The 24,734-nt window shown below is 59.4% G+C and carries 21 protein-coding genes; 12 read left to right on the top strand and 9 right to left on the bottom strand.

Annotated elements, in window-relative coordinates; genetic code table 11:
- Positions 1-90 precede the first annotated feature (90 nt).
- The 3 genes from FPT12_RS09585 to FPT12_RS09575 all read left to right on the top strand — a co-directional run bounded on the left by FPT12_RS09585 (position 91) and on the right by FPT12_RS09575 (position 6,845).
- Positions 91-3,144 carry an autotransporter serine protease gene (locus FPT12_RS09585; protein ID WP_145016112.1) on the top strand — a complete coding sequence of 1,018 codons (3,054 nt, stop codon included), beginning with the start codon at positions 91-93 and terminating at the stop codon, positions 3,142-3,144.
- Positions 3,145-3,190: 46 nt separating this feature from the next.
- Complete coding sequence (locus tag FPT12_RS09580) at positions 3,191-4,885, top strand: polyurethanase (RefSeq protein WP_145015997.1); 1,695 nt, start codon at positions 3,191-3,193, stop codon at positions 4,883-4,885.
- 106 nt (positions 4,886-4,991) lie between these two features.
- The gene (locus tag FPT12_RS09575; protein WP_145015995.1) at positions 4,992-6,845 is read left to right on the top strand and encodes a polyurethanase; all 1,854 of its coding nucleotides are present in this window, start codon (positions 4,992-4,994) and stop codon (positions 6,843-6,845) included.
- A gap of 49 nt (positions 6,846-6,894) precedes the next feature.
- Here FPT12_RS09575 and FPT12_RS09570 read toward each other — a convergent pair whose 3' ends face one another.
- Positions 6,895-7,338 (bottom strand): hypothetical protein, encoded by a 444-nt coding sequence (locus FPT12_RS09570; RefSeq protein WP_256676688.1) that lies wholly within the window; start codon positions 7,336-7,338, stop codon positions 6,895-6,897.
- Between the two features lie 286 nt (positions 7,339-7,624).
- Here FPT12_RS09570 and FPT12_RS09565 point away from each other — a divergent pair, with 286 nt between their 5' ends.
- On the top strand, positions 7,625-8,011 hold the full coding sequence (locus tag FPT12_RS09565) for a hypothetical protein (RefSeq protein WP_145015993.1): 387 nt from the start codon (positions 7,625-7,627) through the stop codon (positions 8,009-8,011).
- A gap of 9 nt (positions 8,012-8,020) precedes the next feature.
- Here FPT12_RS09565 and FPT12_RS09560 read toward each other — a convergent pair whose 3' ends face one another.
- On the bottom strand, positions 8,021-8,248 hold the full coding sequence (locus tag FPT12_RS09560) for a YgdI/YgdR family lipoprotein (RefSeq protein ID WP_145015991.1): 228 nt from the start codon (positions 8,246-8,248) through the stop codon (positions 8,021-8,023).
- A 332-nt stretch (positions 8,249-8,580) separates the two neighbouring features.
- On the opposite strand from FPT12_RS09560, the gene FPT12_RS09555 reads away from it, so the two are divergent.
- Both FPT12_RS09555 and FPT12_RS09550 read left to right on the top strand, forming a co-directional pair.
- Entirely contained in the window at positions 8,581-10,233 is a 1,653-nt protein-coding gene (locus FPT12_RS09555) for a VRR-NUC domain-containing protein (RefSeq protein WP_145015989.1), read from the top strand.
- Positions 10,230-12,494: an ATP-dependent DNA helicase gene (locus FPT12_RS09550; protein ID WP_145015987.1), complete on the top strand. Its 2,265-nt coding sequence runs from the start codon at positions 10,230-10,232 to the stop codon at positions 12,492-12,494. The genes FPT12_RS09555 and FPT12_RS09550 overlap by 4 nt, the downstream gene beginning before the upstream one ends.
- 12 nt (positions 12,495-12,506) lie before the next feature.
- Here FPT12_RS09550 and FPT12_RS09545 read toward each other — a convergent pair whose 3' ends face one another.
- From FPT12_RS09545 to FPT12_RS09525, 5 genes are all read right to left on the bottom strand, one after another.
- Positions 12,507-13,304 (bottom strand): DJ-1/PfpI family protein, encoded by a 798-nt coding sequence (locus FPT12_RS09545; protein ID WP_145015985.1) that lies wholly within the window; start codon positions 13,302-13,304, stop codon positions 12,507-12,509.
- A 108-nt stretch (positions 13,305-13,412) separates the two neighbouring features.
- The gene (locus FPT12_RS09540) at positions 13,413-13,910 is read right to left on the bottom strand and encodes a GNAT family N-acetyltransferase (RefSeq protein ID WP_145015983.1); all 498 of its coding nucleotides are present in this window, start codon (positions 13,908-13,910) and stop codon (positions 13,413-13,415) included.
- A 36-nt stretch (positions 13,911-13,946) separates the two neighbouring features.
- Positions 13,947-15,257 (bottom strand): FAD-binding oxidoreductase, encoded by a 1,311-nt coding sequence (locus FPT12_RS09535; protein WP_145015981.1) that lies wholly within the window; start codon positions 15,255-15,257, stop codon positions 13,947-13,949.
- Entirely contained in the window at positions 15,254-16,342 is a 1,089-nt protein-coding gene (locus tag FPT12_RS09530; protein WP_145015979.1) for a polyamine ABC transporter substrate-binding protein, read from the bottom strand. Before FPT12_RS09530 ends, FPT12_RS09535 begins: the two co-directional genes overlap by 4 nt.
- A gap of 87 nt (positions 16,343-16,429) precedes the next feature.
- On the bottom strand, positions 16,430-17,788 hold the full coding sequence (locus FPT12_RS09525; protein WP_145015977.1) for a glutamine synthetase family protein: 1,359 nt from the start codon (positions 17,786-17,788) through the stop codon (positions 16,430-16,432).
- Positions 17,789-17,961: 173 nt separating this feature from the next.
- On the opposite strand from FPT12_RS09525, the gene FPT12_RS09520 reads away from it, so the two are divergent.
- The 5 genes from FPT12_RS09520 to FPT12_RS09500 all read left to right on the top strand — a co-directional run bounded on the left by FPT12_RS09520 (position 17,962) and on the right by FPT12_RS09500 (position 21,525).
- Positions 17,962-18,894: a helix-turn-helix domain-containing protein gene (locus tag FPT12_RS09520; RefSeq protein WP_145015975.1), complete on the top strand. Its 933-nt coding sequence runs from the start codon at positions 17,962-17,964 to the stop codon at positions 18,892-18,894.
- Positions 18,895-19,133: 239 nt separating this feature from the next.
- Positions 19,134-19,694, top strand: a complete 561-nt coding sequence (locus FPT12_RS09515) for a YSC84-related protein (protein ID WP_145015973.1) — start codon at positions 19,134-19,136, stop codon at positions 19,692-19,694.
- A 244-nt stretch (positions 19,695-19,938) separates the two neighbouring features.
- Positions 19,939-20,097, top strand: coding sequence for a DUF3309 family protein (locus tag FPT12_RS09510; RefSeq protein ID WP_081013818.1), 159 nt, complete (start codon positions 19,939-19,941; stop codon positions 20,095-20,097).
- Between the two features lie 125 nt (positions 20,098-20,222).
- Complete coding sequence (locus FPT12_RS09505) at positions 20,223-20,672, top strand: carboxypeptidase regulatory-like domain-containing protein (RefSeq protein WP_145016110.1); 450 nt, start codon at positions 20,223-20,225, stop codon at positions 20,670-20,672.
- A gap of 1 nt (position 20,673) precedes the next feature.
- Positions 20,674-21,525 carry a sensor histidine kinase KdpD gene (locus FPT12_RS09500; protein ID WP_256676684.1) on the top strand — a complete coding sequence of 284 codons (852 nt, stop codon included), beginning with the start codon at positions 20,674-20,676 and terminating at the stop codon, positions 21,523-21,525.
- A 5-nt stretch (positions 21,526-21,530) separates the two neighbouring features.
- Here the strand turns inward: FPT12_RS09500 and FPT12_RS09495 are convergent, their stop codons facing one another.
- Both FPT12_RS09495 and FPT12_RS09490 read right to left on the bottom strand, forming a co-directional pair.
- Positions 21,531-22,226: a Crp/Fnr family transcriptional regulator gene (locus tag FPT12_RS09495; protein WP_178098690.1), complete on the bottom strand. Its 696-nt coding sequence runs from the start codon at positions 22,224-22,226 to the stop codon at positions 21,531-21,533.
- A gap of 123 nt (positions 22,227-22,349) precedes the next feature.
- A complete protein-coding gene (locus FPT12_RS09490; protein WP_145015971.1) occupies positions 22,350-23,078 on the bottom strand; it encodes a Crp/Fnr family transcriptional regulator in 729 nt (242 codons plus the stop codon).
- A gap of 237 nt (positions 23,079-23,315) precedes the next feature.
- Here FPT12_RS09490 and cls point away from each other — a divergent pair, with 237 nt between their 5' ends.
- Positions 23,316-24,710, top strand: coding sequence for a cardiolipin synthase (gene cls / locus FPT12_RS09485; protein ID WP_145015969.1), 1,395 nt, complete (start codon positions 23,316-23,318; stop codon positions 24,708-24,710).
- Positions 24,711-24,734 lie beyond the last annotated feature (24 nt).

Raw genomic sequence — 24,734 nt, 5'->3', positions numbered from 1 at the left:
AAGTGGACGAGTAATAAAAGAAGAAAGACAACCAAGGAAGGTACCTGGATGGAAGGCAAGTCTCGCAACAACGCGCCTGCGCAAATCGGCATGAGCCGCAAGGCAAAAGCTCTCAGTGGAGCCTTTATCGCGTATCTGGCGGCGATCGGAGTCGCTCAGGCCGCGCCCTATGTGGAAAGCGGCAAGCTCGGCGATCCGAGCAGCTGGCGCAGTCCCGAATTCAACGCCGAGTGGGGGCTGGGCGCGATCAACGCTCAGGATGCCTATGCGGCCGGGTACACCGGCAAAGGCATCAAACTGGGCATCTTCGATCAACCGGTCTACGCCAAGCACCCGGAGTTTTCCGGTGTGGACAAAGTAGTGACGCTGGTCACCAGCGGTATCCGTGAATACACCGATCCCTACATTCCGGTCAAAGCCGGAGATGCCTTTCGGTATGACGGCACACCGACGGTAGGTTCCGACGGCAAGCTGGGGTCTCACGGCACCCATGTTGGCGGGATTGCCGCCGGCAGCCGCGATGGCAGCCCGATGCACGGCGTGGCGTTCAACGCGCAAATCATCAGCGCCGACAACGGCGACCCGGGACCTGAAGACGGGATCATTCTCGGCAACGACGGCGCGGTCTACAAAGCCGGCTGGGACGCTCTGCGAGAAAGCGGCGCACGGATCATCAACAACAGCTGGGGCATCGGCATCACCGATCGCTTAAAAAAGGGTGGCAAGGACCCGGCGTTCCCGCATTTCACCGTGCAGGACGGCCAGGCGCAGTTCGATCAGATCCAGCCGCTGCTCAATACCAAACAGGGCGGCGCGTATCGGGGCGCCATCGATGCGGCACGCAGCGGCATCGTGACCATCTTCGCCGCGGGTAACGACTACAACCTCAACAACCCGGACGCGATTGCCGGCCTGGGTTACTTCGTGCCGGACATTGCCGCGAACTGGGTCACTGTCGCGGCGTTGCAAATGAACCCGGACACCACTAGCGCCAATCCCTACATCATCAGCACCTTCTCGTCGCGTTGCGGTTATACCGCAGGCTTTTGTGTGTCGGCACCGGGTACCAAGATCTACAGCGCAGTGATCGGCGGCACCAACGCCGATGACCTGACCGTGGGCTATGCCAACAAGAACGGCACCTCGATGGCCGCGCCACACGTCGCCGGCGCTACCGCAGTGCTGATGGAGCGCTTCCCGTACATGACCGGCGCGCAGGTCGCCACGGTGCTGAAAACCACCGCCACCGACCTGGGCGCACCGGGCATCGATTCGTTGTACGGCTGGGGCATGATCAACCTGCGCAAGGGCATCGACGGCCCCGGCATGTTCGTCGCCGATGCCGACATTCCGCAGGAATTCCGGGTGACCGGGTCCTATGGCTCCGGCCAGTTTGTCGCCGACCTGCCGGGCATTGGTGCGGTCATCGATGCCGGCAAGCCAACGCAGCGGATCTGTAACGACATCAGTTGCGGGTTCGACGTCTGGCGCAACGACATTTCCGGCCACGGCGGTTTGACCAAGCAGGGCATCGGCACGCTGGTGATGACGGGCAGCAACACGTATGCCGGGCCAACCCTGGTGAGTCAGGGGCGACTGGCCGTCAACGGTTCGTTGCTGTCGGCGGTCACGGTCAATGACAGCGGCATCCTCGGTGGCTCCGGGCGGGTCGGCGCATTGACCGCGAAAAGCGGTGGCACCGTCGCGCCGGGCAACTCGATCGGCACCTTGCACGTTGCTGGCGATGTGACCTTCGAACCCGGTTCGACCTATGCCGTCGAGCTGTCCCCCACCAGCAGCGACAGCATCGTGGCCGGCGGCACAGCCACGATCCAGGGCGCGACAGTGAGCCTTTCGCTGGAAAACAGCCCGACGTTGTTGAGCCCCGGCGACGTGCGCAGCCTGATCGGCCATCAGTACAACATCCTGCAAGCGGCCGGCGGTATCCAGGGCCAGTTCGGCGCGGTATTGCCGAACTACGCGTTTATCGGTGGCAGCCTCGATTACTCGGCGACCGGCGTGCAATTGTCGGTCGAACGCAAAAGCAACTCCTTCGCCAGCGTCGGGCAAACCCCGAATCAACGCTCCGTGGCTGTCGCCGCCGAGCAACTGGGCGCGGGCAACGCCGTGTATGAAAGCCTGCTGCTGTCGCCGAACGCGGCGAGCGCGCAGCAAGCCTTCCAGCATTTGTCCGGGGAAATTCATCCGGCGATCGGCACCTTGCTGGTCAACGACTCGCGCTATCTGCGTGATGCCGTCGGTGAGCGCCTGCGCGATGGTGGTCTCTACGACGCCGCAACGCCGAACAGCAGTGAGAACAACGCCTGGGTCAAAGTGCTGGGCGCCTGGGGCAAGACCGACAGCGGCCATGACAACGCCAACTACACCAGCTCCATCAGCGGTCTGTTGGCCGGGGGTGACGGTTTGATTGCCGACCACACGCGTCTGGGTTTCGTCACCGGTTACAGCAACAGTTCGCTGAACATGGGCGATGGCACCCATTCTTCTGCCACGGTCGACAGCTACCACTTGGGCCTGTACGCCGGGCATGAAATGGATGCGCTGCGTCTGAGCGTCGGCGGTGCGTACAGTTGGCACCGCATCGACGCCAAACGTGACCTGCAGTTCGGCGACGTCAGTGCCAAGCAGAAATCCAAGCGCGATGCGCACACCACGCAAGTGTTCACTGAGGCGGCCTATCGCCTGGACCTGCAACCGTTGGCACTGGAGCCGTTTGCCAATCTGGCCTACGTGCATCTGGACAGTGACAGTTTCACCGAGAAGGGCGGTGCGGCGGCGCTCAAGGGCGGCGACGACAACCGTGACGCGGTGCTTTCCACGCTGGGCCTGCGAGCGAGCAAACGCCTGGCGCTCACCGAGCATCAGCAACTCGACCTGTCCGGGACCCTGGGCTGGCAGCACAACCTGAGCAACATCCACTCCGAGGAAAACCTCGCGTTTGCCTCCGGCAGTACGCCGTTCGCCGTGCAGAGCGTTTCCATGGACCGCAATGCGGCAGTGGTCGGCGTTCGCGCAGGCCTGGCGCTGGCACGCGATGTCACGCTGAACCTGGATTACAACGGACTGCTGGGCTCGCGGGACAAGATCCACGGCGTCGGGCTGACCCTCGACTGGCAGTTCTGATTTGAAAAACCGCAACACGTAACAGCAATAACCAAGAGGCAAGAAAATGGGTGTTTTTGATTACAGGAAGTTCGGCAGCGAGGCCAGCAAGGCCTTGTACAGCGATGCGATTGCATTGACGCTGTATGCCTACACGCCAACCGGCAAGCCATTGGCCACCGGCTGGACGCCGGTCACCGCCGGACAATTGGGCTATCAGGGCAAGGTCGGTGCCCAGGGCACGTTCTTTGGCGAGCAGGAAGGTTTCACCAGCGCCGAAGCCGAGGTGCTGGCCAAGTACGACGCGGCGGGCAAGCTGATCTCCCTCGGTATCGCGTTTCGCGGGACCGGAGGCCTGGGCTACAGCGACACCTACGGTGACATGAAGAACAATCTGCTGGCTGCTGTCGGCCCGACGGATTATGCGAAGAACTACGCCAAAAGCGCCTTCGATACCTTGCTCAAGGACGTCGCCGCGTTCGCCAGCAGCAAGGGCCTGAACGCCAAGGACGTGCTGATCACTGGCCACAGTCTGGGCGGTCTGGGCGCCAACAGCGTGGCCGAATTGAGTGCCGACCACTGGGGCGGTTACTTCAAGGACGCCAACTACATGACCTTCGCCTCGCCGACCCAAAGTTCGGCGGGCACCCATGTGTTGAACATCGGCTACGAAAACGACCCGGTGTTTCGTGTGCTCGACGGCACCACCTTCACCAGTTCATCGCTGTACAAGCACGACAAGGTTCAGGACTCGGCGACCAACAACATCGTCAACGTCAACGACCACTACGTCTCCACCCAGATGACCCCGTTCAGCATTGCCAACCCGCAACACTGGGCGGCCCACAGCTCCCTCGGTTATGCCGACGGCCTGAACCGGGTGATCGGTTCAAGCTTCTACGACCTCACCAGCAAGGACTCGACGATCCTCGTCTCGACCTTGTCGGAGTCGTTGCGCGCCAGCACCTGGATCGAAGACCTGGGCCGCAGTGGTGAAACGCACACCGGCAGCACCTTCATCATCGGCACCGACAGCAACGATTTGCTGCGCGGCGGCGCGGGCAATGATTTCCTTGAAGGCCGCGACGGCAATGACACCTTCAGGGACGCGGGTGGCTACAACATCCTGCTCGGCGGCAAAGGGCAGAACGTTTTCGACCTGCAACAGCCGCTGAAGAACTTCACCTTTGCCAACGATGGTGACGGCACGTTGTATGTGCGCGACAGCTACGGCGGCATCAGCATGACCCGCGATATCGGCGCGCTGGTCAGCAAGGAATCGGGGGCCATGTGGGGCCTGCTGAACAAGGACGTTACCTACAACGTCAGCGCCAAAGGCTTGTTGGCCGGCACCGAGCTGACCCACTACAACCACTCGCTCAATGGCGATGCCTACGGCAATTCGCTGGTGGCGAGCGCCGATGGTGACTGGCTGTTCGGGTTGTCGGGCAACGACGTGCTGCGCAGCGACAAGAGCCAGGTGACGTTCGTCGGCGGCGAGGGCAATGACGTCATGTATGCCTCCGGCGGCCACAACACTTTCCTGTTCAGCGGTGCGTTCGGTTTCGACGCCATCAATGGTTACCAGGGCAGCGACAAGCTGGTGTTCATGGGCGTTCAAGGCGCGGGGCAGGGCTATGACTACAGCCAGCACGTTTCGCAATCGGGTAACGACACGCTGCTCAAGGTCGGCGATTACGCGGTGACACTGGTCGGTGTCGGCCTCGACAACCTGTCTGGCGCGGGGATCGTCTTCGCTTAAACCGCAGCACAAGGCATTGCACTAATACGCCGGAACGTCCCGTGCTGCGGGGCGTTCCAGCTGCGTGAGCTATCTCTAACAATTTCAACAAAAGAGAGGCAATACCATGGGTGTTTATGACTACAAAAACCGCAATTCAGCCGAATCCAAAGCGCTATTTTCCGATGCGCTGGCGATCACGCTGTATTCCTATCACAACCTCGACAACGGCTTTGCCACGGGTTATCAGCACAATGGTTTCGGCCTCGGTCTGCCGGCGACGCTGGTCACTGCGCTGATCGGCGGCACCGACTCGCAAGGGGTGATCCCCGGCGTTCCCTGGAATCCCGATTCGGAAAAAGCTGCGCTGGACGCGGTACAAAAGGCCGGTTGGACCCCGATCACCGCCAGCCAGTTAGGCTATGGCGGCAAGGTCGATGTGCGGGGAACCTTCTTCGGCGAGAAAGCCGGTTACACCAGCGCTCAGGTCGAGATTCTCGGCAAGTACGATTCTCAAGGGCATCTCACGGAAATCGGCATCGCGTTTCGCGGTACCAGCGGCCCCCGTGAAATACAGATCAGCGACTCCATCGGCGATGTGATCAACGATCTGATGGCGGCGCTGGGTCCCAAGGACTACGCCAAGAACTACGTCGGCGAAGCCTTTGGTTCATTGCTCAAGAATGTCGCCGCATTTGCCACCGCCAATGGCCTGAGCGGCAAGGACGTACTGGTCAGCGGCCACAGCCTCGGCGGGCTGGCGGTCAATAGCCTGGCGGACCTGAGCGGCGATCACTGGAACGGCTTCTACAAGGATTCCAACTACATCGCCTACGCGTCACCGACCCAAAGCAGTACCGACAAGGTGCTCAACATCGGTTACGAAAACGATCCGGTATTTCGCGCGCTGGACGGTTCAACGTTCAACCTGGCATCGGTCGGCGTACACGATGCGCATCAGGATTCGGCAACCAACAACATTGTCAGCTTCAACGACCATTACGCCTCGGCGGCATGGAACGTGCTGCCGTTTTCGATCCTCAATGTCCCGACCTGGATTTCCCATCTGCCCACCGGTTACGGCGATGGCATGACCCGGGTGCTCGAGTCGAAGTTCTACGACCTGACCAGCAAGGACTCGACGATCATTGTCGCCAACCTGTCGGACCCGGCGCGCAGCAACACCTGGGTTCAGGACCTCAATCGCAACGCCGAAACCCACAAGGGCAGCACCTTCATCATCGGCAGTAACGGCGACGACCTGATCCAGGGTAGCAAAGGCAATGATTACCTGGAGGGCGGCAACGGTAACGACACCTTCAGGGATACCGGTGGCTACAACATCCTGCTGGGCGGCAAGGGCAGCAACACGCTGGACTTGCAGCAGTCGGTGAAAAACTTCGATTTTGCCAACGATGGCGCCGGCACTTTGTACGTGCGCGATGCCAACGGCGGGATCAGCATCACCCGTGACATCGGCAGCATCATCAGTAAAGAACCGGGGTTCCTCTGGGGCTTGCTCAAGGATGACGTGACCCATAGCGTCACCGACAAAGGCTTGCAGGCCGGCAATAACCTGACCCAGTACGCGTCATCGGCGAAAGGTGATGCCGCGGACAACGTCCTCACGGCGCATGCAGCTGGCGACTGGCTGTTTGGCCTGGACGGCAATGATCATCTGATCGGTGGCAAGGGCAATAACGTGCTGGTTGGCGGTGCCGGAAGCGACCTGATGGAGTCGGGAGGCGGCAACAACACCTTCCTGTTCAGCGGCCACTTCGGTAACGACCGGATCCTCGGCTATCAAGCCAGCGACAAGCTGGTGTTCCTCGGCGTCGAAGGTGTCGGGCAAAACTACGACGTACGCGACCACGCCAAAGCGGTTGGCGCCGATACCGTGTTGAGCTTCGGCAATGACTCGGTGACGCTGGTCGGGGTTGGGCTCGATCATTTGGCCAGCTCAGGCGTGGTTATCGCCTGACATTAAAAAGCCCGGCGCGAACCTCGGTTCGCGCCGGGCTTTTCAGCACTTATTCATAGTGAATCACGATGCCTTTGAGCTTGCGTCTCTGCTCGGAATGGAGATCCCGGTCCATCGGGAGCGCAGCGCTGACGTAATCCGAAATGGGTAGGGTCATGTCGTAGATCACCACCACCGCATCGCCGCCGATTTTTGCCGCTTCTTCACGCAGTCTCTGCTCGAACTCGCTGACGGGTGGGGCCGGCTGCGTGCGTGTGTGCAGAATCACTTCACCCAACCGCGTGTACGGTCGTGTCGGCGCGGTACGCAGTATTTGCACCGAGTCCGGGGACGTGGCGGTTGTGTGCTGGGCCCCGGCGTATTCGGTGGTGTGTGCGTGGATACTGCTGCATGCACTGAGCCCGAATACCGCAAGGGCCAGTGCCAGCACTTTGAAGCCGGGCAGGGGAAGCGCGAAGTCCTTATCGCTCAAAGGGCGTTGTAGGGGCTGCACGCTGGTAATTCCTTCTGATTGAAAAAGGTGACCTGTCGCTACACGACGGGCTCAAATACCGGACAAAAGCATTTCCCCGGGATCAGGAAAACGCCCGTCGACTCTGAAAAGCATAGCCACAATGTTCCGGTGAGCCAGGCGCAAATTAGAATTTTCTGCGTGCGCCCCGTTTTTTTTACCATGGCATTAAACCACCGGCCAGGCCATGCGTTTCCAGAGGGCACGACCTTCCTTCGCGCGGTACAGACGTAGGGCGCGATGAATCGAAAACAGGAGATTGAACACAGTGAGTAACAACAAGAGGCAGGCAGTCGCAGCAGCGCTGATGATGTTATCGGCGAGTGCGCTGGCTGAGGAGTTGCCTCATGGCTCGATTTTGAACCGATACGGCGTGACCGCCGATCAACTGTCAACCCCCGCGCAGGTCGAACAGACCGAGCCTGAACCCGAGAACAGCCGTTTCCAGATTCAGCCGGAACAACCCTGGGTGAAACTGAGCCTGGGTGACGGCAAGCAACCGCCCGTGACCGGCAATATCAGCATCGACAACGCGAATGCCCGGGAATACGAGCGCTGTCAAACCATCAGGGGGCAATTGCTGCGACGCGGCGGGCAGGTCATTTCCTGCGATAACAGTATCCCGGGGCAAGACCCGGCATTGCAGATGCCTTGAGGCTTTCGATCATTTTTCTGTGCGGATGGTGGCGACGTCGTCCGCCTTGACCTTGATCTTGGCGTCGGAAATATCCCTGAACTCAATGAAACCGTCCGTGCCCTTGGTTTTCGGCATGTCCTGGGTCAAATATTGGGTGCCGTTCTGCAACGTCACCACCGTTGGCGACGCGCAACCGCCTAATGCCAGCAAGCCTACGACGATAGCCAGGGGCATGCTCAGAGTGCGGATATTCATCAATAAACCTCTCTTACAGAATTTTTTTGATCGTCTCGACGCATAGGTGCGTCATTTCGATACCGACCGTTGTTGGTGTCACTCACTCAAGGAAAGTTCGGTTGATGGCGGAAAAAGTCGAAAACCGAATGATGACGATCAGTTAAGCCGTAACACGATCCGTAGCAGCTGGCGAAGCCAGCGTTCGGCTGCTACGGGTCATGGGTCGTGCCCGGACATGGTGACCTTCATTACGCAATACCGGCCGCTGATCTTTTTCCATTTGCCAGCACCGGGTTCAGCTGATATCTGTACGCATAACCAGTATCTGCTCGCCATGGCGCTTTCTATTCGTGACAGTCAATCCGCTCGAAGATCCGTTCTATTACCTGAACAACTTCCAACAAGTGCTCGCCTGGCTTGAGCAGCGCTATGCCGATGTGCTGAGCGCGGAGGAGCAGCAATTCATCGTTGATTTTGGCCAGTTGCCGCGTGCCTCTCAGGCACTGCTGGTCAGGATGGTCATGCGCAAGGGCGAGCATTTTCGCCTCGGCAAGTTGCATTACGCCGAAATTGGCGAAATCGCCCGCGCGGCAGAACCCTTGCTGACCCTTGGCTGGGTTGACGAACAGGCGCCACTGTCGATTGAGCAACTGTTCGAGGTGCTGCTCAAACCGGAAATCCTTCAGTGCTTCAGTGCGGCCATCGAGCAGCCCAAAGCGAAGAAGTCCGAGTGGCTGGCCGCACTGAGCGAGCAGTTCACCGAGGCGCAGTGCTTCAGGAACTGGTGCCCGACGCTGGATGAGCGGTTGTTGAGCCTGACCATCATGGACCTGTGCGATCGGCTGCGGCTGATGTTCTTCGGCAATCTGTATCAGGACTGGTCGGAGTTCGTTCTGGCGGATCTTGGGATCTTTACCTACGAGAAAGTCGAGTTTTGCGCCGAGTCCCGAGGCTTGCGCAGTCGTGACGACGTCGAGGCGTTTCTCTATCTGCACGATTGTCAGTTGCGTTTTGAAGCCGGGGAGGCGCTGGAACAAATCGTTGAACAGATCCGAGTACTGCAAACCGCCAACCCCTGGCTTGAGCGGCGACGCGCCAAGCTACTGTTTCAGATCGGGCAACACTGCGAGCGCATCGCCGATTTCTCGGCAGCGCTGACGATCTACCGCGAATGTGCGTACCCCGGCGCCAGGTTGCGCTTGATTCGGGTGCTGGAACGTTGCGCCGAATTTCAATTGGCCCTGGAGTTGGCGACCCACGCCGAACACGCGCCGGAGAGCGCCGCCGAGCAACAACAATTGTTGCGGGTGCTGCCCAGGTTGCGGCGCAAACTCGGTGGGCCGCCGACGCCACGGGTCAAGGCCCGCGAAGTTGAGCACCTGCAGCTGAGCCTGTCGCGAATCGACCCGGCACTGTCAGTCGAATTCCATGTTCAGGCTCATCTCGACGAACCCACGGCGCCGGTGCATTACGTCGAGAACAGCCTGATCAACTCATTGTTCGGGCTGCTCTGCTGGCCGGCGATTTTCGCACCGTTGCCGGGAGCGTTCTTTCACCCGTTCCAGCGCGGGCCGGTGGACCTGCTCAGCGAGGATTTTCATTCCCGGCGTGCCGAGCTGTTCCAGACGTGTCTGGCAGAGCTGGACGATGGGCGCTATGCCGAGACCATCCGCCAGCGTTTTCGCGTCAAATCAGGTGTGCAGTCGCCCTTCGTATTTTGGGGTGTGCTGACCGAGGAGCTGCTTGAACAGGCGCTGGACTGTCTGCCGGCCGAACACCTCAAGCACTGGTTCAATCGCCTGTTGCTGGACATCAAGGCCAATCGCGCCGGGATGCCGGACTTGATCCAGTTCTGGCCGCAACACAAGACCTACCGGATGATCGAGGTCAAAGGCCCGGGCGATCGCCTGCAAGACAACCAGCTGCGCTGGCTGGAGTTCTGTCACGAACACCAGATGCCGGTCGCGGTCTGTTATGTGCAATGGGCGCAGGCCGAAGCGTGAGCTACAGCGTTGCGGTGCGTGCGCTGTGTGAATTCACTGCCAAGGTCGGTGATCTCGACTTGCGTTTCACCCCGTCGCCAACAGCCCTGGAAGGCATCGTCGGTCACCGCACCGTCGCCTCGCGGCGCAGTGAGACCTATCAAAACGAAGTGGCCCTCGAAGGCGAATATCGGCAGTTGAAGGTCAGGGGCAGGGCAGACGGTTATGACCCCGGCCAGAACCATCTTGAGGAAATCAAAACCTACCGTGGCGAACTGGAGCGGATGCCCGCCAACCACCGCCAGTTGCATTGGGCCCAGGCGAAAATCTACGGCTGGTTGATGTGCCAGAAATTGCAGTTGGCCGAGATCAAACTGGCGCTGGTGTATTTCGATATCGTCAGCGAAAAGGAAACCAGCCTGGTCGAAACCTGGAGCGCGCTTGAGCTGGAGCGTTTCTTCACACTGCAGTGCGGGCTGTTTCTGCACTGGGCCGAGCAGGAAATGGCGCATAGGGAAGCACGTAATCAGGCCGCGCAGGTGCTGCGCTTTGCGTACCCGGACTTTCGCCCGGGGCAACGTCACCTTGCCGAATCAGTGTTCAAGGCGGTCAGCACCGGCCGCTGCCTGATGGCCCAGGCCCCGACCGGCATCGGCAAGACGGTCGGCACACTGTTTCCGATGCTCAAGGCGTTGGCGCCGCAGCAACTGGACAAAGTGTTCTTCCTCACTGCCAAGACTCCCGGACGAAAATTGGCGCTGGATGCGACACAGGTGATCGTCGACGGCAGCGACGGTTTACCGTTGCGAGTGCTTGAGATGATTGCTCGCGACAAAGCCTGCGAGCATCTGGACAAAGCCTGTCACGGCGAATCCTGCCCGTTGGCGAAAGGTTTTTACGATCGCTTGCCGGCGGCCCGTGAGGCGGCGAGTCAGGTGACCTTGCTCGATCAGGCTGCCCTGCGCGAGATCGCCCTTGAACATCAGGTGTGTCCGTATTACCTGAGCCAGGAAATGGCCCGTTGGGCCGACGTGGTGGTTGCCGACTACAACTACTATTTCGACTTCAGCGCGTTGCTGTTCGGTTTGGCCCAGGCCAACCAGTGGAAGGTCGCGGTGCTGGTGGATGAGGCCCACAACCTGGTGGAGCGCGGTCGGCAGATGTACAGCGCCAGCCTCGATCAATTCGCCTTGAATACGCTGCGCAAAAGCGCTCCCGAGGTGCTGAAGAAGAGCTTGCAGCGGGTCAACCGTGAATGGAACGCGCTGCACAAAACACAGATCAGCCCTTATCAGGCCTACGCCAAGGCCCCGGAAAAACTGTTACAGGCGCTGTCGCTCTGCACGACCGCCATTGGTGATTACCTCAACGATCACCCGCAAGGGCTGGATGCTGCGTTGCAGAGTTTCTATTTCGATGCGCTGCAATTCAGCCGGGTCGCCGAGCTGTTCGATGAGCATTTCCTGTTTGACATCAGCAAGCGTGACCTTGGTACCACGCGCAGTCTATCGCAGCTGTGCCTGCGCAACGTGGTGCCGGCCGGTTTCATCCGCCCACGCCTGACGGCGGCGCGCAGCACGGTGATGTTTTCCGCGACCTTGAGCCCGCAGCGCTATTACGCCGACCTGCTCGGGTTGCCGGCGAGCACGGTATGGATCGACGTCGAGTCGCCGTTCAGCGCCGAGCAGCTCAAGGTGCAGATTGTCAGTCAGATCTCCACCCGATTCGTGCACCGGCAGGCCTCGCTTGCGCCGATTGTCGAGTTGATGGCCCGACAGTTCGTGGAGCGCCCCGGAAACTACCTGGCGTTTTTCAGCAGCTTTGATTACCTGCAACAAGTGGCGCAGTTGTTCGCCGAGACTTGGCCGCAGATCAACCTGTGGTCACAGTCACGCGGCATGGACGAAGCCCGGCGTCAGGCCTTTCTGGAGCAGTTCACGCCCACCAGCCAGGGCATCGGCTTTGCGGTGTTGGGCGGGGCGTTCGGCGAAGGTATCGACTTGCCGGGCTCACGCTTGATCGGTGCATTCATCGCGACGCTGGGGCTGGCGCAACTGAACCCGGTCAACGAGCAGCTGAAGCAGCGCATGGCGGCGATCTTCGGCGCAGGTTACGACTACACCTACCTGTTTCCCGGTGTGCAGAAGGTGGTGCAAGCCGCCGGGCGGGTGATTCGAACCCAACAGGATCAAGGCGTGGTGATGCTGATCGATGACCGCTTTGGCGAAAGCAAGGTTCAGCAGTTGTTGCCGCGCTGGTGGTCGGTCAACGGGCGGGCGTGAGACGCGCCGCCGTCAATGCATGCCGACTGTCCGGTCGGCCCGGCGTGAGGTCTGAACACTGCGTGCCTGGTGCACCATGCTGACCAGCTCCGCGGCAAAACGGTGGCAGTCGCCCGGCCAACGTGCGGTCAACAGGTTGCCGTCATGCACGATAAACCCGCATTGCGGGTTTTCTGTCGAATCACGTTGCGAGAATCTTGGCCCCGGCAAGAAGTCATGGACGCTGGCCAATGCAGCGGTGACTTCGGCCTGCACCGTTTGCGAATAGGTGCGGTAGTAGCGGCCGAGCCAAGGCGCAGTGAGCCACCAGGCTGGCAGCTCCATGGTGTTGGCCAGCAACGCGGTCACCTTGCGCCCGTGCAGTACCGAAAGAACGTTGTCGGCATCCAGCGTTCGGGCCAGCAGCAATACCCCATGGCAGACCGCCGCGACCGGTTTCTGTGCATCAAAGAAGTGCCGGACAATCCGCCGGGCGTCTTCGGATTCCAGCAAACTGCGCATGCCCTTGGCGTGGCCGCCCGGGATCACCAGCCCCTCGTACTGCTCGGGATTTACTTCGGCGTAGGCCATGGGTGATTTGAAACCTTCGTCGGCAGTCATGGCCGCGTAACACTGAAGATCTTCCTTGCGGGTCATCAGCAGCGAGTTCAGTGGCCCGAAACCGATGTCCACCAGTCGAGCGTCGGCGTAGGCCGGCAAGCCTTTTGGCGTTGCGAAGCGCACCTCGATTCCGGCGTCATGCAACGCCTGCCAGGGCACACTGCTTTCAGTGGGGTCGTAGTCAGCCTGAGGTAACAGGAAAAGCAGCATGCTCAAAGCCTCGAGTCGTCAGCGCTGGGGATCGTCTATTGCTCTGAGTCTGGACGCAGGGACTGGACTTCGCCAGCCGTTGCCTGCCGATTTGATGCAGTCAGCGGCTCAAGCCTCAGTGAACCGAAACTTGAACAGCGTGCACGGGTAGCCGTCGACGGGAAGCTGATGGCGAGTGAACTGACCCAGGGTCAGCTCAGGGATGATTTTTGACCAAAACGCCTGGGCCGGCTGATTGGCATCGATATGAAAAATCTGCCACTGACCGGGAAGCTGCTGGAGCAGGGCAGACACCACAAACCTGCCGACGCCGCGACCGCGATAGCGGCGGCTGACGAAGAGATAACCGATGTTGTACTGCACATCGTCGAAACGAACTGCGTCGTCAACCGTCACGAACCCGGCGATCTCCCCGTCAACCTTGATCAGGAACGGCTGCGTCGCAGGCTGTCGCCAGTAGTCGAGTTTTGGCTGAATATTGAAAAAGCCATGCGCGCCAAACTCCAGCGGCAGCCACTCGCTGAAATCGTACATATAGAACTGCATCAGGTTTTCGATGCAGTCCAGTTCATCCCGTTGTGCGCGGTGCAGTTCGATCGCGGTCATTGCCCGAAGCTCCAGACGATTCGATGGCGATGGTCATTAACCTAGCACCTCACGCAAACGATGCCACAACATGCCCAGTGCCAGCAGCGGAGTGCGCAACGCCCGTCCACCTGGAAAGGTCATGTGCGGCACCGCACTGAAAACGTCCAGGCCCTGGCTGTGTCCGGCATGAATCGCTTCGGCCAGCAATCGCGCGGTCCAGTGTGTGACGTTGAGGCCATGACCGGAATAGCCTTGGGCATAAAACACGTTCGGGTACTGTGACAACCGCCCGACCTGAGGGAAGCGATTGGCGGTGATGCCGATCCTGCCGCCCCATTGATAGTCGATGCGCACATCGGCCAGCTGCGGGAACACCTTGAGCATTTTCGGGCGCATGTAGGCGGCGATGTCCGCCGGATCGCGCCCGGAATAATGGCAGGCGCCGCCGAACAGCAGGCGTCGGTCTGCCGAAAGCCGGTAGTAGTCGAGTCCGACCTTCTGGTCGCACAGCGCCAGGTTCTGCGGGATCAGGTCGGCGGCAGCCTGCGCTGACAATGGCTCGGTCGCGATGATGTAGCTGCCCGCCGGCAGCACCTTGCCGCTGAGCCGTGGTTCCAGATCCTCCAGGTGCGCGTTGCAGCCCAGCACCAGACTGCCGGCGCGCACCGTGCCGCCTGCGCAGCGAACCCGCACGGTGCTGCCATGGATGATCTCCAGCACCGGGCTTTGCTCGAAAATCCGCACCCTCAGCGACTCGGCCACCCGAGCCTCGCCGAGCACCAGATTCAGCGGGTGCAGATGGCCGGAGCCCATGTCCACCAGTCCGCCGGCGTACACACCGGAGTTCACCACCTGGCGCATGTCTTCAGGCCTGACGAGGCGGGTTGCATGGGCATAATCCTGGGCGCTCAGGGTTTCTTGCTCCAGCTGAAACGCGGCGAACTGCGCGGGTGTGTTGGCGAGCTCGCAGAAACCCCAACGCAGGTCACAGTCGATGCCATGCTCGCGGATGCGATTGCCCACCACCTCGACCGATTCGATACCGGCGCGCTCCAGATAGCGCACGCCTTCCTGGCCGACGTAACGGGCAAAGCCCGAAACGTCGTGGCCAATGCCGCGGATCAACTGCCCGCCATTGCGGCCACTGGCGCCCCAGCCGATCTTTCGGCCTTCCAGCAGAATCACCGAGAGCCCGCGCTGGGCCAGCTCAATGGCGGTGTTCACACCGGTAAAACCGCCGCCAATCACGCAGACGTCGGCTTGCAGATCCGACGTCAGCGTTGGGTATTGCAGCATCGCATTGGCAGAGGCGTTGTAATAGGAGCGGGCGTGTTCCGCCGAAAGGTTTATAGCGATCTGATTCATTTGTTGGACTTCACTTTGCTCCAGGAACGGGTCATCACGCGCATGATTTCCGCTGTCGGTGTGGTCGAGATGTACAGCTTGTCCAGCACCGCCTGGGAGGGATAAACCTCTGGATTGTTCACCAGTTCTGCGTCCATGAATTGCTTGGCCGCTGGGTTGGGGTTGGCGTAACCGACGGTGGCGCTGACCTTGGCGATCACTTCCGGCTGCAGCAGGTAGTTGATGAATTCGTGGGCTTGTTTGGTGTTGCCGGCGTCGGCGGGTACGGCCAGCAAGTCGAACCACAGGTTGCTGCCTTCCTTGGGAATCGCATAGGCGATGTTCACGCCGTTCTTGGCTTCCTTGGCGCGGTTTGCCGCCTGGAACACGTCCCCCGAGTAGCCGAAGGCGATGCAGATGTCGCCGTTGGCCAGGTCCGACACGTACTTGGAGGAGTGGAAGTAGGTGATGTATGGGCGGATGGTCAGCAGCTTGGCTTCGGCTTTTTTGTAGTCTTCGACATTCGAACTGAGTGGGTCCATGCCCATGTAGTTGAGCACCGCCGGGAATACTTCGTCGGGCGAGTCCATCATCGACACGCCGCACTGGCTGAGTTTTTTCAGGTTTTCCGGTTCGAACAAGACGGCCCAGGAGTCGATGTGATCGACCCCCAGCACTTTTTTGATCTTGTCGACGTTGTAACCGATGCCGTTGGTGCCCCACAGGTACGGCACTGAGTGCACGTTACCCGGGTCGTTCTTTTCCAGCAGCGCCAGCAATTTAGGGTCGAGGTTTTTCCAGTTTGGCAGCTGCGAGCGGTCCAGTTTAAGGAACGCGCCGGCTTTGACCTGACGCGCCAGAAAGTGGTTGGAAGGCACCACTACGTCATACCCGGTACGCCCGGCGAGCAGTTTGCCTTCCAGGGTTTCATTGGAGTCGAATACGTCATAGATGACCTTGATACCGGATTTCGCCTGGAAGTCGGCGAGGGTGGTCGTGCCGATATAGTCGGTCCAGTTGTACACACTGACGCTCGGCTGCGCTTGCGCGCCGAGGCTGCAGAACAGCGCGAGCGCTGCGGGAACGACTGACTTCAATAGACGCATTTCGACACCTCTTTGAATGATTGTTTTCGATGTTTTTGCACTGATCGTTCCCATGCTATGCGTGGGAACGATCATCAGCGCTGCGGGTTAAACACTCAGCAACAGGAACTCGCGCTCCCAGGAACTGATCACCCGTTTGAAGTTTTCGTGCTCGGCGCGCTTGACCGCGACATAGCCGCGGACGAACTTGGCCCCCAGGTAACGCTCGATGGTCGGGCAGTCTTCCATGTGCGCCAGCGCATCCTCGATGGTGATCGGCAGGCGCAAATTGCGTCGTTCATAGGCGCGGCCTTGCACCGGGGCGCTCGGTTCGAGGCGTTCGATCATGCCCAGGTATCCGCACAACAGGCTGGCGGCGATGGCCAGGTACGGGTTGGCATCGGCGCCCGGCAAACGGTTTTCCACGCGCATGGCCTCGGGACCGGAAGTCGGTACGCGCAGGCCGACGGTGCGGTTTTCTTCGCCCCATTCGACGTTCACCGGTGCCGAGGTGTCCGGCAGGAAGCGGCGGAACGAGTTGACGTTGGGCGCGAACATCGGCAGCAGTTTCGGAATGTATTTTTGCAGGCCGCCGATGTGGTGCAGGAACAGCTCGCTCATCTGCCCGTCGCTGTCGGCGAAGATCGGCTTGCCGGTGGCGATGTCGACCACACTCTGATGCAGGTGCATGGCGCTGCCCGGTTCGTCACCGATCGGCTTGGCCATGAAGGTCGCGGTGACGTTGTGCTTGAGCGCCGCTTCGCGCAGGGTGCGCTTGAACACGGTGATCTGGTCGGCCAGATCCAGCGCATCGCCGTGACGGAAGTTGATTTCCATCTGCGCCGGGCCGTCTTCGTGGATCAGCGTGTCGAGGTCCAGACCTTGCAGTTCGCACCAGTCGTAGACGTCTTCGAACAGCGGATCGAACTCGTTGGCCGCATCGATGGAAAACGATTGGCGACCGCTTTCGGCGCGGCCCGAGCGACCCAATGGCGCCTTGAGTGGCAAGTCCGGATCTTCGCAGCGCTGGGTCAGGTAGAACTCCATTTCGGGTGCCACAATCGGCTGCCAGCCCTTGTCGGCATAGAGCTTGAGGACTTTCTTCAAGACGTTGCGCGGCGACAGCTCGATCGGATTGCCGAGTTTGTCGAAGGTGTCGTGAATCACGATGGCGGTCGGCTCGATCGCCCACGGCACCAGGTAAATCGCCGAAGAGTCCGGGCGGCAAACCATGTCGATGTCGGCAGGGTCGAGCAGGTCGTAGTAAACGTCGTCGTCGACAAAGTCCCCGGTTACCGTTTGCAACAGCACACTTTCCGGCAGGCGCATGCCTCGCTCATGCAGGAACTTGTTGGTGGGCGCTATCTTGCCGCGAGCGATACCGGTCAGGTCACTGACCACGCATTCGACTTCGGTAATCTTGTGTTCTTTCAGCCATGAGGACAGCTGATCGAAAGGGGCATTCATAAAGACCTCGTTGTTGGTTTTATCAGCGCCAGAGTCGGTCTCTGCATCTCGTACAAGTGGCGAGAGACTTTCCCTGTAGCGCGTTGACGACTATCTTGGTCGACGCGTTTCGATCCATCTATCCACTTTAATCAGAACCAAAGCGCACCAAAAAAGTGCGTGCAGGTCATTCCATGACAGAGTCAAACCCCTTGCACGTGCAGGCTTTCAACACCGCTGATGTCGCCGAACAGATCCGCGCGACCCCTGGGTGGGTGCAGCACTATCAGCAGATGTCGCCCGGGCATTTCGCAGGCCTGGTGCGTTATCTGGACCTGCAAGGCGTGGAGATTTACGAGGAGTGCATGAATACCCGCGTCGAGCAGAATTTCAGCGCGCCGCCGGGCTCGCTGGCGTTCTGTTTCGATCGCAGTGACAACGCGCTGTATGTGCTGAACGGCGAAAGTCGCAACATCTGGATCACACCAGAGAACTATCAGGAAGTGGCCGTGGTCTTCGGCCCGGAATTCGTTCAGCACCATGGATTGAACGTCGAACGGCTTGAAGGTTTGTTCATGGCGCCGCTCAATTCGCAGCAGAACGCGCTGTTCAGCCGCTGGCTGAGCGGCACTCTGACCCGGCTGTCGCACACCATCGATCCGCCGAGCAAGGAAGTGCTGACTCAACAGTTGCTGGACGACTGCCTGTTTATTCTCGACAACGCCTGCGTTTGCCTGGACCAAGGCGCGTTGCAGCGTCGGGCAGGGGAGCGAACGATCATGAAACGGATCGGTGAATGGGCGGCGGATACGCCGGAAGAGAACCTCAATTTGCTGGAGCTTTCCCAGGTCGCCGAAGTCTCGCTGCGCCAACTGCAACACGCGTTCAAGACCTACACCGGCATGGCGCCGACCCAGTGGCTGCGCCTGCGCCGGCTCAACAGCGCCCGTCGCGAATTGCTCAGCCGCACCGCGACCGACACCACGGTGGCCGAAGTGGCGATGAACTGGTCGTTCTGGCACCTCGGCCGGTTTTCCAGCAGCTACCGGGCACTGTTCAAGGAACTGCCGAGTGACACCTTGAAGCGTGCATGCGCCACTCAGTCGAATGGGCGCTTGCATCGTTAGAACGTTGGCGGGGTTATCACCCCTATCACCATATCGCGAGCAAGCCCGCTCCCACAGGTTATGTGTGGGGCCTTGAACGTTCGCGCAGTTCATGGTGAAGCCTTTCAGCGGCTGGCAGTGTGCGCCACCGAACAGACATGGCCAGGTCGCTACTACACTCTAATGGACAGTCGCGGCTACCCATCCTGCTGGTAATCAGCTTGCCGCATCGTGTGTATCGCTGGCATTGGAGAACAACCATGACAACTTCACTACGCTCACTGCTGTTTATCGCGCTCACAACCCTGTCGCTGACTTCAACCGGTTTGCTCAATACTGCCTGCGCCGCAACGGCCGCGGATCTGGAACAGGACTCCCGGCATGCCTTGCAAATCCTCTACAAAGCCAATCCGGTGGCCGAGACCATGTCGCGCACCGCCAAGGCCGTGCTCGTCTTCCCAAAAGTTATCAAGGCGGGTCTGGTATTTGGTGGCAGTTATGGTGAAGGGGTCATGTTCAGCGGCTCGAAAGTAGACAATTACTACAACACCGTGACCGGTTCATGGGGCTTGCAGGCGGGTGCACAGTCCTATGCTTATGCCGTGTTCCTTATGACTGACAAGGCGGTCAAGTATGTACGTGAGACCAAGGGCTGGGAAGTTGGCGTAGGCCCGACGGTTGTGCTGGTTGACGAAGGGCTGGCGAAAAATCTGTCGAGTTCGACATTGAAGGACGATGCTTATGCGTTTGTCTTTGGCCAGCAAGGCTTGATGGCAGGCGTCAGCATTGAAGGCACCAAGATTTCGCTGATTAAACGATAAGCCTGACAACGTATCTCTGGGTTAGAGAGGCTGCCTAAGGCAGCCTCTCCCTAAATAACGCAAAACCCGTTGCATCAGTGGAATAACAACGACTGCGCCTCTGAATCATTAAACACTGACGATAGGTGTGTTGCCGTACAGACCGTACCGGGTACTTACGCCAATTTGTTCATATGCAACGCGCAGCTCAAGGTCTCACTGCCTGCATAAATTTCACCTACGTGTAGACCCAAGGAGAAAAGCCATGAGCTTGGGAACCATACTGTTGATCCTGCTGATTTTGCTGCTGGTTGGCGCCATTCCGACATGGCCGCACAGCCGTAGCTGGGGCTATGCGCCGAGCGGTTTATTAGGCGTGGTCGTTATTGTCCTGGTTGTGTTGCTGTTATTAGGGCGAATCTGACACCTGTCAATAACACTGGTACCTCTGCGTGCACTAGCGCACAGACCCAATCTGCCCACCACGCGCACTCTGAGTGCCAGGCAGATTGCTGCCAGTTATTTACCGGAGAAACTATGAAAACCCTCATGTTGTTCAACCATTCACTGACGCTTTCAAGATTTGCCCTGGCCCTACTGCTGGGTTTGTCTCCCGTGGTGCTGCATGCAGCCACCGCAGAACCGGTCGACATGTCGGCCGTGCAGTTGGAGCCGCAGGAGCAGAACGGCATCCGCTATCTGACGGGAGGCATCGGCCTGGATGAGTCAAAGGCCTTGCTCCAGACCCAGGGCTACAACTTTCACATGACCTTTTCAACCGGATCGGCCAATCAGTACGTCAGCAATGTCGACGTGGTGATCCAGAGCGAAAAAGGCAGCCCCCTGTTGTCGTTGAGTCAGGTGGGCCCGATCGTGTACGCGCAATTGCCGGCAAACAAATACCTGGTCATTGCCAGTTTGAATGGTCATGAAGAGCGCCACACCATTTCAGTCGATGGCAAATCCATCGAAACGCTGAACTTGCACTGGAGTGAGTAGCGTGCAACCGAGCATTACGTATCACGGCACGTTTCATGAGATGAGGCTGTTCAAGGCAGACGACCGGCCTCTCGCCGCTCGCATGCTTGCCGAACGGCATCTGGCGATGAACCTCAAGGCCCAATACGCAATGGATGTTGCACGGGACGCGTTATGGAGCAATTACGCAGCGGCAGAAGACCGGGCGCTGTTCGCCGAACAGTTGATCGGGATCGTCAGTCACGACCTGCGCAATCCGTTGGCGGCGATAAAAATGGCTTCGCAACTGCTCGGATGCCGTGACTTGCCTCCCAAGCAAGCACAAATACTCGGTCACATCACCCACGCTGCAGAGCGCGCGCAACGTCTGGTGGCAGACCTGCTGGACTTCACCCTGAGACAAGTCGGGCGCGGCATTGCGGTTTCCCTCAAACCGGTTGATTTGCACACACTGGTGGGCGAATGCCTGGACGAGCTGAGTCTGGTGTTTCCTGAGCACACGCTGACCCATCGCTGTGTCGGCCAAGGTGATTTCATCGCCGACAGTGACCGGCTCTACCAGCTCATTGGCAATCTGGTTGCCAACGCGATTGCCTATGGCACGGCTGTGGGTGGGGTCACGGTGTCTTCGTGCTTCGAGGATCAGGTGACCATTGCCGTGCACAACCTTGGCACGCCGATACCCACAGAGTTGCTCGACAACCTGTTCGAACCGATGATTCGCGGCAGCCAGGATAATGCAGGACTGCGCAGTGTCGGGCTCGGTCTGTTCATTGTGAGAGAGATCGTCAGAGCGCATCACGGCGACGTGAGGGTGAGTTCCTCGATAGAAGAGGGCACTACGTTTACAGCAACCTTTCCCTTGCCACGATAGCCGCGTCATAGCGGAGTCGAGCGGGTGTCGCTATAGCACTCGCATGACGCCGCTTCCAATCCTTTACGGTCAAGAATCGTGATTTCACCACGGGTGTAACGGATCAATCCACGCTGTTGCAGCGTGCCGGCGGCCAGTGTCACGCCACTGCGCCGAACCCCAAGCATGTCCGCGAGGGCCAGGTGGGTCAGATGAAAGTGATTGGCGTGCGCGCGATCGTGAGTCATCAGCAACCAGCGCGCCAGGCGTGGCTCAATCTCGTGAAAATGGGTACAGGCGGCAGTTTGAGCGAGCTGCATCATCTGCACGTACAGGTACTGATTGAGCCTGCGCAACAATAACGGGCTCTCGCGTAGCGAGACCTGAAGCTGTAAGCCACTCATCCTCAGGCACGTACCGGCGCCTTGCACCACGGCGCGCATGGGGGCGGTATTAACCCCCAGAGCAAGTGTCGCTCCGAGCATCCCTTCATTGCCGATCAGGCTCATGTGCAGAGGAGGGTGGCGGTGCAACGTCACCACTTCAGCGATGAGCGCTGTTTGCGGGAAATACACATGCAGGATTGGATGGCCCGGTTCGCACAGGACAGTGCCAAAGGCCAGTTCGACGTTATTGCACTGTGCCTCCAGCCGGCCGTAGTCAGTCTTCGACAGCCCCTGGAGTAGCCGGTTTTCTATTGGTCGCCCAGACATAATTGGCATGCGCAGATCCTGCGGCACAGTGGGCCCTGAATGGGCGGGACAGGTGCCGGGGCCGTCTAATGCGTTCAGTATGGGTGACTCTGGCAGGCCAGTCTGTTCGCTAGAACACGCAGACATTGGCAATCAGCGAGTCGGCTTTACCGGAACGTAGGGCAGCAGGCGCTCGGTTTCTTTTCTGACCACCGCGTAGCACTCGCAACTCAGTTGCTCGAGCGCGGACCTGTCCAGCACCTTGATGTGGCCACGGCTGTATTCGATGACGCCCAGGCGTTGCAGCTTGCCGGCGGCATCGGTCACTCCTTCGCGGCGTACGCCGAGCATGTTGGCGATCAATTCCTGGGTCATGATCAGTTGATTGTCTTGCAGGCGATCGAGGGACAGCAGCAACCAGCGGCACAATTGTTGATCGATCGAGTGGTGGCGGTTGCAGACCGCGGTCTGGGCCATCTGGGTGATCAACGCCTGGGTGTAGCGCAACATCAGCAGGAGCATCTCTCCGTGGCGGTTGAACTCATCCTTGAGACGCTGGCCGGGCAACCGGAAAGCATGCCCGGCACTCTGGACAATCGCCCGGCTCGGCGTGCTTTCGCCGCCCATGAAGACGGCGATGCCGATCAAGCCTTCATTGCCGACCACTGAAATTTCCGCCGATGCGCCGTTTTCCATCACGTACAGCAGGGACACGATGGCGTCGGTGGGGAAATAGACGTGCCGTAGGGCATCCCCGGACTCGTAGAGCACCTTGCCAAGCGGCAGGGTGATCGGCTCGAGGTGCGGCAGCAAGCGCTCCAGTGATTGTGCGGGCAGGGCTGCCAGCAGATGGTTCTGTTGTGGCTTTGGAGCATCAAACATGTCAGCCACCGTCCGAAGTTGAGATTCCCTAGCTCTACAGATTAATCCATGGCGTGCTGTGTACATGACCGCGCTTAACCGTCTGTCGGTATTACTGCACGCGTTCAAATCCGCTGTCAGCGATAAAAAGCCGCGGGACTGTTGTGCAGAGTCTAAATTTAAGAACGTTATCGCACCGAAACCGTGCTCATTTACTGCCCCGATACAGGCACTCCTTCAGTTTCGGGCGGAGGCTGCATGAATCTGTTTTCCATCCGGATTTTGCTCCGAACTCTGACAGTGCTGAGCCTGACACTGCTCCTGGCGTGTGGTTCGTTGCCCACCATCGCCCCCGATATGGCCTACACCAACCCGGCCTCTGTGAAGATCGACAGTACGCATGGACCGCTGTCAGCCGAACGCAGCAAGGCCGTTATTGACCGTTTGAAGGCCAATGGCGTCCAGACGAACATCTTCGACCTGCATATGGCGATCGAGGAGGCCATCGTCGGCAGCCCGCTGACGGACGGCAACAAGGTCGAACTGTTACAGAACGGTCCGACTACCTACCCATCAATGATCTCTGCGATTGGCCGCGCGCGTGATCACATCAATATCGAGAGTTACATTTTTGACGACGATGAAATCGGCGAGCGCTTCGCCGCAGCGCTGATTGCCAAACAAGCGGCTGGGGTACAGGTCAATCTGATCCGGGACAGCGTCGGTACCCTCAGCACACCGTCGGCTTTTTTCACCCGACTGACCGCCGCAGGCATCAATGTGCTGGAATTCAATCCGGTCAATCCAGCGACCGCCAAGGCTGGGTGGCAAGTGAACCAGCGGGATCATCGTAAGCTACTGATCATTGATGGCCGCGTTGCCTTCCTCGGCGGTATCAACGTCAGCAGTGTCCATTCAGGCAACTCGTTCAGCCTGAACTCAAAAGTCAGGCCCGGCGGCAAGTTGCCTTGGCGCGATACCGACCTGCGGGTTGAAGGACCGGCAGTGGCTGAACTGCAAAAGCTATTTATCGAGACGTGGGAAAAGCAGAAAGGCAAACCGCTTGCGACACGCCATTATTTCCCGACGGCCGAACGCAAAGGCCACGAGGTAGTACGCGCCATCGGTAGCTCACCAGATGAACCCTACAGTTTGATTTACGCCACGCTTATTTCGGCGCTACGCAGTGCGCAAACCGAAATCTGGCTGACTAACGCCTACTTCGTGCCCGATCCGCAACTACTGACGGAGCTCAAGAACGCAGTGGCACGAGGCGTCGATGTGAAGCTGGTGCTGCCCAGCAGCACCGATTCCTGGCTGGTATTCAACGCTGGCCGCAGGCACTACACCGAGCTGCTGGAGGCCGGCGTCAAGCTCTACGAACGCCGCGATGCCTTGCTGCATGTCAAAACCGCGGTGATCGATGGCGTCTGGTCCACGGTCGGCTCAACCAATCTTGACTGGCGGAGTTTTCTGCACAACCAGGAAGTCAACGTCGTGGTGCTGGGTACCGGATTCGGCGAGAAAATGCGTGCGGCGTTCCTCGCGGATCTACTGAAGTCGAATGAAATTACGCTTGAGAAGTGGCAGCAGCGTTCCCTCGGCGTGAGAGTCAAGGAACAGTTTGGGCGCCTTTGGGAGTACTGGCTGTAATGCAAGCACAAACGACGCCCATCG

It is taken from the genome of Pseudomonas sp. H3(2019) (genome assembly GCF_007713465.1).
Taxonomy (GTDB): domain Bacteria; phylum Pseudomonadota; class Gammaproteobacteria; order Pseudomonadales; family Pseudomonadaceae; genus Aquipseudomonas.
Note: the sequence above shows the minus strand (reverse complement) of the source record. Positions and strands in the feature narration are given on the sequence as shown.